Annotated in this window: 5 protein-coding genes; 3 read left to right on the forward strand and 2 right to left on the reverse strand. The window is 72.6% G+C overall.

Annotated features, from left to right (window positions below; all coding sequences use genetic code 11):
* Nucleotides 1-88 precede the first annotated feature (88 nt).
* Nucleotides 89-1,387 carry an alpha-lytic protease prodomain-containing protein gene (locus tag F6W97_RS18515; protein ID WP_155371629.1) on the reverse strand — a complete coding sequence of 433 codons (1,299 nt, stop codon included), beginning with the start codon at nucleotides 1,385-1,387 and terminating at the stop codon, nucleotides 89-91.
* A gap of 147 nt (nucleotides 1,388-1,534) precedes the next feature.
* Nucleotides 1,535-2,044 carry a hypothetical protein gene (locus tag F6W97_RS18520; RefSeq protein WP_155371607.1) on the reverse strand — a complete coding sequence of 170 codons (510 nt, stop codon included), beginning with the start codon at nucleotides 2,042-2,044 and terminating at the stop codon, nucleotides 1,535-1,537.
* Nucleotides 2,045-2,164: 120 nt separating this feature from the next.
* On the opposite strand from F6W97_RS18520, the gene F6W97_RS18525 reads away from it, so the two are divergent.
* From F6W97_RS18525 to F6W97_RS18535, 3 genes are all read left to right on the forward strand, one after another.
* The gene (locus F6W97_RS18525; RefSeq protein ID WP_155371608.1) at nucleotides 2,165-3,076 is read left to right on the forward strand and encodes a helix-turn-helix transcriptional regulator; all 912 of its coding nucleotides are present in this window, start codon (nucleotides 2,165-2,167) and stop codon (nucleotides 3,074-3,076) included.
* A gap of 35 nt (nucleotides 3,077-3,111) precedes the next feature.
* A complete protein-coding gene (locus tag F6W97_RS18530) occupies nucleotides 3,112-3,942 on the forward strand; it encodes a dioxygenase family protein (RefSeq protein ID WP_155371609.1) in 831 nt (276 codons plus the stop codon).
* Nucleotides 3,943-4,057: 115 nt separating this feature from the next.
* On the forward strand, nucleotides 4,058-4,777 hold the full coding sequence (locus tag F6W97_RS18535; protein WP_155371610.1) for a transporter substrate-binding domain-containing protein: 720 nt from the start codon (nucleotides 4,058-4,060) through the stop codon (nucleotides 4,775-4,777).
* Nucleotides 4,778-4,818 lie beyond the last annotated feature (41 nt).

Here is a 4,818-nt window from a genome sequence, read left to right on the forward strand (position 1 = left end):
GGTTGTTCCCCTTGCGGGGGGGGTGGTGGGGGGGGGGGCCTGGGCGTTTCTCCGGAACGCCCAGGCCACCCGAGGGGAGGGTCGTGGGTCAGCAGGCGCCGCGGTCGGCCCAGACGGCCCAGGAGCCGGGCGCGTCGGGCACCGCACCGGTCGACCACCAGGTCGACTCGTAGCGGCGGCCGTTGTAGGCGACGGTCGCGCCGGGCGCGTACGCCGTGGTGGCGCTCCAGCCCGGCAGCCCGCCGCAGCCCGGCGGCGGCCCGCTCGGCCCGGCGGTCGGGCTCGGCGGGGTCGTCGGCGGGGTGCCGCCGCTCACCGTCAGGGTCAGGCCGTAGGCCTGCAGGATCTCGTTGACCGGCTGGAAATACGTGGTGCCGCCGGAGCTGCAGTTGCCGGAGCCGCCGGAGGTCACGCCCTGCGCCTGGTCACCGGCGATGAGCGAGCCGCCCGAGTCGCCGGGCTCGGCGCACACGTTGGTGCGGATCAGGCCGGTGATGGTGCCCTGCGGGTACGTCACCGAGCTGTTGAGGGCGTTGATGGTGCCGCAGTGCCAGCCGGTGGTGGAACCCGACCGGCACACCGAGGCGCCGACCCCGGCGGCCTGCGAACCGGCGACCGGCACCGTGCCCGGATACCGGTTGACCTGCGCCCGGGGGGTGTTGCCCGCGGCGGTGCGCACCCAGGCGTAGTCGTTGCCGGGGAAGCTGGATCCGGCGAACGTGCCACTGGGCTGCGTGGTCGTCGCGCCGGTGGTGCCGCAGTGCCCGGCGGTGACGAAGCCGCCGGTCACCGCGAACCCGACCGAGCAGCGGGTGCCGCTGCCGATGTAGTAGGCGTTGCCGCCGACGATGTCGATCAGCGGACGCGGCTGCTCGGTGCTGGCCTCGAACCGGACCACGGCGGCGTCGAGCCCGCTGCCCGCGGCCCACTTGCGGGCGGTGTCGAGCGCGCCGTCGCGGTAGAGCACGACGATGCGGTTGGTGCGCACGTCCGGGTACCAGCCGGGGACCTGCTTCGGCGCGGCGGCGGCGCGGCGGTCGAGCCGGGCCACGCCGTCCACGAGCCGGGCCTCGCTGTGCGCGACCGTGACCGGGACGGCCCCGGCCGCGCGGACCCGCGGGCTGTCGGCGGCGCTGGTCAGCGCCACGGTCAGCGTCGAGGCGTCGTCGTTCAGGTAGGCCCCGCCGAAGCCGTCGCCCAGCGTGCGGCGCAGGTGCTGCTCGGTGCGGGCGTACGCCGCCTCGCGGCCCAGCCGGGCGAGTGCCTGATCAGGGCTGATGCGCAGAGTGCGGGCGAGCTCGCCGACCATGCCGCGGTCCGCGGCGACGGGCAGGGGAGCGGGGACGGGAGAAGCCGGGCCGGCGGTGGCGGCCGACGTGACCACCATGGCGGATGAGAGGGCCGCCACGGCGATCAGAACGGTGAAGAGCCTGGATTTGGTTACCACAGGCCGAACCTAGGAAGACCACTGGAAACCTTGTAGTTCCAAACAGGTCATATTGTTTACGGTAACTAAGCCCCGATAGGGCGCGGCTCAGTCGTCGTACAGCTCGTAGTCGTTCGGGTTCGGCCGCGTGTCGTCGACGCCGATCGCTCGCAGGTCGGCAGGGGAGAAGGTCGCGTCGGCGCGGTCGCCCAGCATCTCGGCGACGAGCGCGTCCAGCATCTCCAGATGGACCTGCCGTGACTCCGTCGTGAGCTGTTCGATGCGCCGGCCGGCCTCGGTGACGCGCTGCCCGTTCGCTCCGGCCGCCTCGATCTTCTTGGCCAGCAGGGTCGATTCCAGGAAGCCCGACCAGGGTGTGCCGAGCGCGAGCAGCGACCGGGCCGTCGAGGCGAACAGCATGAAGAGCACGCGATTGTCGAAGGAGCCGACGCCGTCCGCGCTCAGGCGCAGCCCGAAGAGCTGCTCCAGCCCGTCGAGCATCGCCTCGTGGTGCGCCTTCAGCGCCGCGTTGAAAGTCGAAGACTCGGCGTAGTACCCGCCGAAGCCCCTGGCCTGCGCGCCGAGGTATGCGTGAACCAGATCGCCACGGTCGTACAAGATGATCCTCCCCGTCAGAATGCCGGACGGTACACGGTTCGTGGAGTGGCACACCATCAGGGCGTGATAGGACCGGGCTGACATCTGCCGTGATCGAGTCCGAGACACCAGGCTCGGGGGATGTCCCTGCCATTGCACCGGCTCACGGTGCCGCAGCCGCTGGCGGTGCCGTTCGCGATCGACACGTTCGCCGCGCTCGGCCCCATGTCGCACGCCCCGTTCCCGCACCGGCACACCTTCTACGAGGTCGTGCTCGTGCGAAGCGGCACCGGCGCGCACGTGGTCGACCTCGCCGCGTACCCGCTGGAGCCGCCGCAACTCGCCGTGGTGCTGCCCGGCCGCGCCCACCACTGGCAGGACCTCGCCGACCTGGACGGGTCGCTGATCCTGTTCGGCGAGGAGTTCCTTGCGGGCTGCCCCCGCGTCCGCGAACTGCTGCACCTGCTCGGCCACCAGCCCTGCCGCACCCTCGCCCCCGAACTCGCCGCGGAGGCGTTCACCCTGGTCGCCCGGATGCGCAGGGAATACGACGAGCCCGCCGCGGACTCGCTCGGGGTGGTGCAGGCCTACCTGCGCATCCTGCTGACCAAGGCCGCCCGCGCCACCGCCGCGCCCACCCCGCCGGCCGCGACCGGGCAGCGGGCCGAGCTGGCGGGCCGGTTCCTCGACCTGCTGACCGGCCCCGGCGGTGGGCGGCACTCGGTCCGGGAGTGCGCGGCGGCGCTGGGCGTCTCCCAGGGCTACCTGGGCGAGGCGGTCCGCGACGTGACCGGGCGCTCGCCGGGTGAGCTGATCCGCCACGCGCGCACCGTGGAGGCCATGCGGCTGCTGGCGGGAACCCGGCTGGGCATCGCGCAGATAGCCCGCGAGCTGGGCTTCGCCGACCAGGCGTACTTCTGCCGCTTCTTCCGCCGGGAGACCGGATCGAGCGCGGGGCAGTTCCGGCGGGTCGCCTCGTGGACGTGGGGCGCCGCCGAAAACACCACGAACACCCGATCACGTCCATCGAACGGTGGCTATGCGCCGCTCTAGGGTTTCCGGCGACGCCTCACGAAGGAGACCCGCTCATGACCGACGACGAGGCCCGCACCCCGGGCATCTCCCGCAAGACCCTGCTCCGCGCGGCACTGGTCGTGCCGGCCGTGCCGCTGCTGCTCGCGGGCGTGCCCGCGCTGGCGAGCACGCCCTCCGGGCAGCCGTTACAGGTCACGCCCGAGTCCTGCGACGACGACGATCTCACCCCGCCGCAGATGGAGGGGCCGTACTTCAAGCCCGGCTCGCCGTTGCGCACCGCGATGGTCGACGGTGCGGGCACCCGGCTGACCGTGACCGGCTACGTCGTCGGCCTGGCCTGCCAGCCCATCGCCGGTGCGCTGCTGGACTTCTGGCAGGCCGACAACGCCGGCGCGTACGACAACGTCGGCAACCGCTTCCGCGGCCACCAGTTCACCGACAGCCAGGGGCGGTTCACCCTGTCGACCATCGTGCCGGGCTTGTACCCGGGCCGCACCCGTCACATCCACGTCAAGGTGCAGGCGCCGGGCCGCCCGGTGCTGACCACGCAGCTGTACTTCCCGAACGAGCCCCGCAACAGCACCGACTCCCTGTTCGACCCGGCCCTGCTGATGAACGTGCAGCAGGTCGGCTCGGCCCGGCAGGCCACGTTCGACTTCGTGCTGAACGTGCCGGGCACGCCGTCCTCGCCCTCCCCGACGGGGACGGCGTCACCGAGCCCGACCCCGACTCCGCCCGGCGGCGGCACGTGGCAGCCCTACCAGCCATACGCCCTCGCCGCGCAGGTCACCCACGGCGGCCTGGCCTACTCCTGCCAGATCGCCCACACCTCCCTGCCCGGCTGGGAACCGCCGAACACCCCCGCCCTCTGGCGCCGCCTCTGACGCGTCCTGCAATTTCGGGGAAACTGCACCAATGAACCAGCCAATTCCTGCACTTTCCCCGAAATTGCAGACCTGCTCCGGGGGTGGCGGGGTGGGTGTCGGCTAGGGTGCGGTCATGATCGTTAGTGGTGAGGTCGTGCAGGATCTGGCTCCTGGCGGGGTGTTGCGGGCGTCCATCAACCTCGGCAATCCGGTGCTGGCGCAGGGCACGCCGGACGCGCCGAGCGGGGTGACCGTGGACATCGCACGGGAAGCCGGCGCGCGCCTGGGCGTGCCCGTCGAGTTCGTCTGCTTCGACGCCGCCCGCAAGTCGTTCGAGGCGCTGACGTCCGGGCAGGCCGACATCTGTTTCCTGGCCGTCGAACCGGCCCGTGCGTCCGAAGTGGCGTTCACCGCCCCGTACGCCGTCATCGAGGCCGTGTTCGCCGTGCCGGTGGACTCGCCCATCACCGGGGTCGGCGAGGTCGACCGGCCCGGCGTGCGCGTCGGGGTGAAGCGGGGCTCCGCGTACGACCTGTTCCTGTCGCGCACGCTGGAGCACGCCGAGATCGTCCGCGGCGAGGAGGGCGCCGTGGTGTTCCGCACCGATGGCCTGGAGGTGGGGGCGGGCATCCGGCAGCCGATGACCGCATTCGCGGCCGCCCATCCGGGCGTCCGGGTGATCGACGAGGCTTTCATGGAAATCAAGCAGGCTGTGGGCACGTCCCGGGAGCGGCGGCCCGAGACGGTCCAGTTCCTGCGCGACCTCGTCGAGGAGCTGAAGGCCTGCGGGTTCGTGGCCGAGTCGCTGCGCCGCTCGGGCCGCCTGGACGCCGCGGTCGCCCCGGCGGCCTGAGCGGGGCGGGCCGAGCCGGCGAGGCCGGGTGCGGGCGGTGG

It is taken from the genome of Catellatospora vulcania (genome assembly GCF_009720385.1).
Lineage (GTDB): Bacteria > Actinomycetota > Actinomycetes > Mycobacteriales > Micromonosporaceae > Catellatospora > Catellatospora vulcania.

Excerpts from the sequence above, each read along its gene's own strand:
- F6W97_RS18515 (WP_155371629.1), bottom strand. The coding sequence starts at position 1,387 with ATGGTGGTCACGTCGGCCGCCACCGCCGGCCCGGCTTCTCCCGTCCCC.
- F6W97_RS18525 (WP_155371608.1), top strand. The coding sequence starts at position 2,165 with ATGTCCCTGCCATTGCACCGGCTCACGGTGCCGCAGCCGCTGGCGGTG.
- F6W97_RS18530 (WP_155371609.1), top strand. The coding sequence starts at position 3,112 with ATGACCGACGACGAGGCCCGCACCCCGGGCATCTCCCGCAAGACCCTG.
- F6W97_RS18535 (WP_155371610.1), top strand. The coding sequence starts at position 4,058 with ATGATCGTTAGTGGTGAGGTCGTGCAGGATCTGGCTCCTGGCGGGGTG.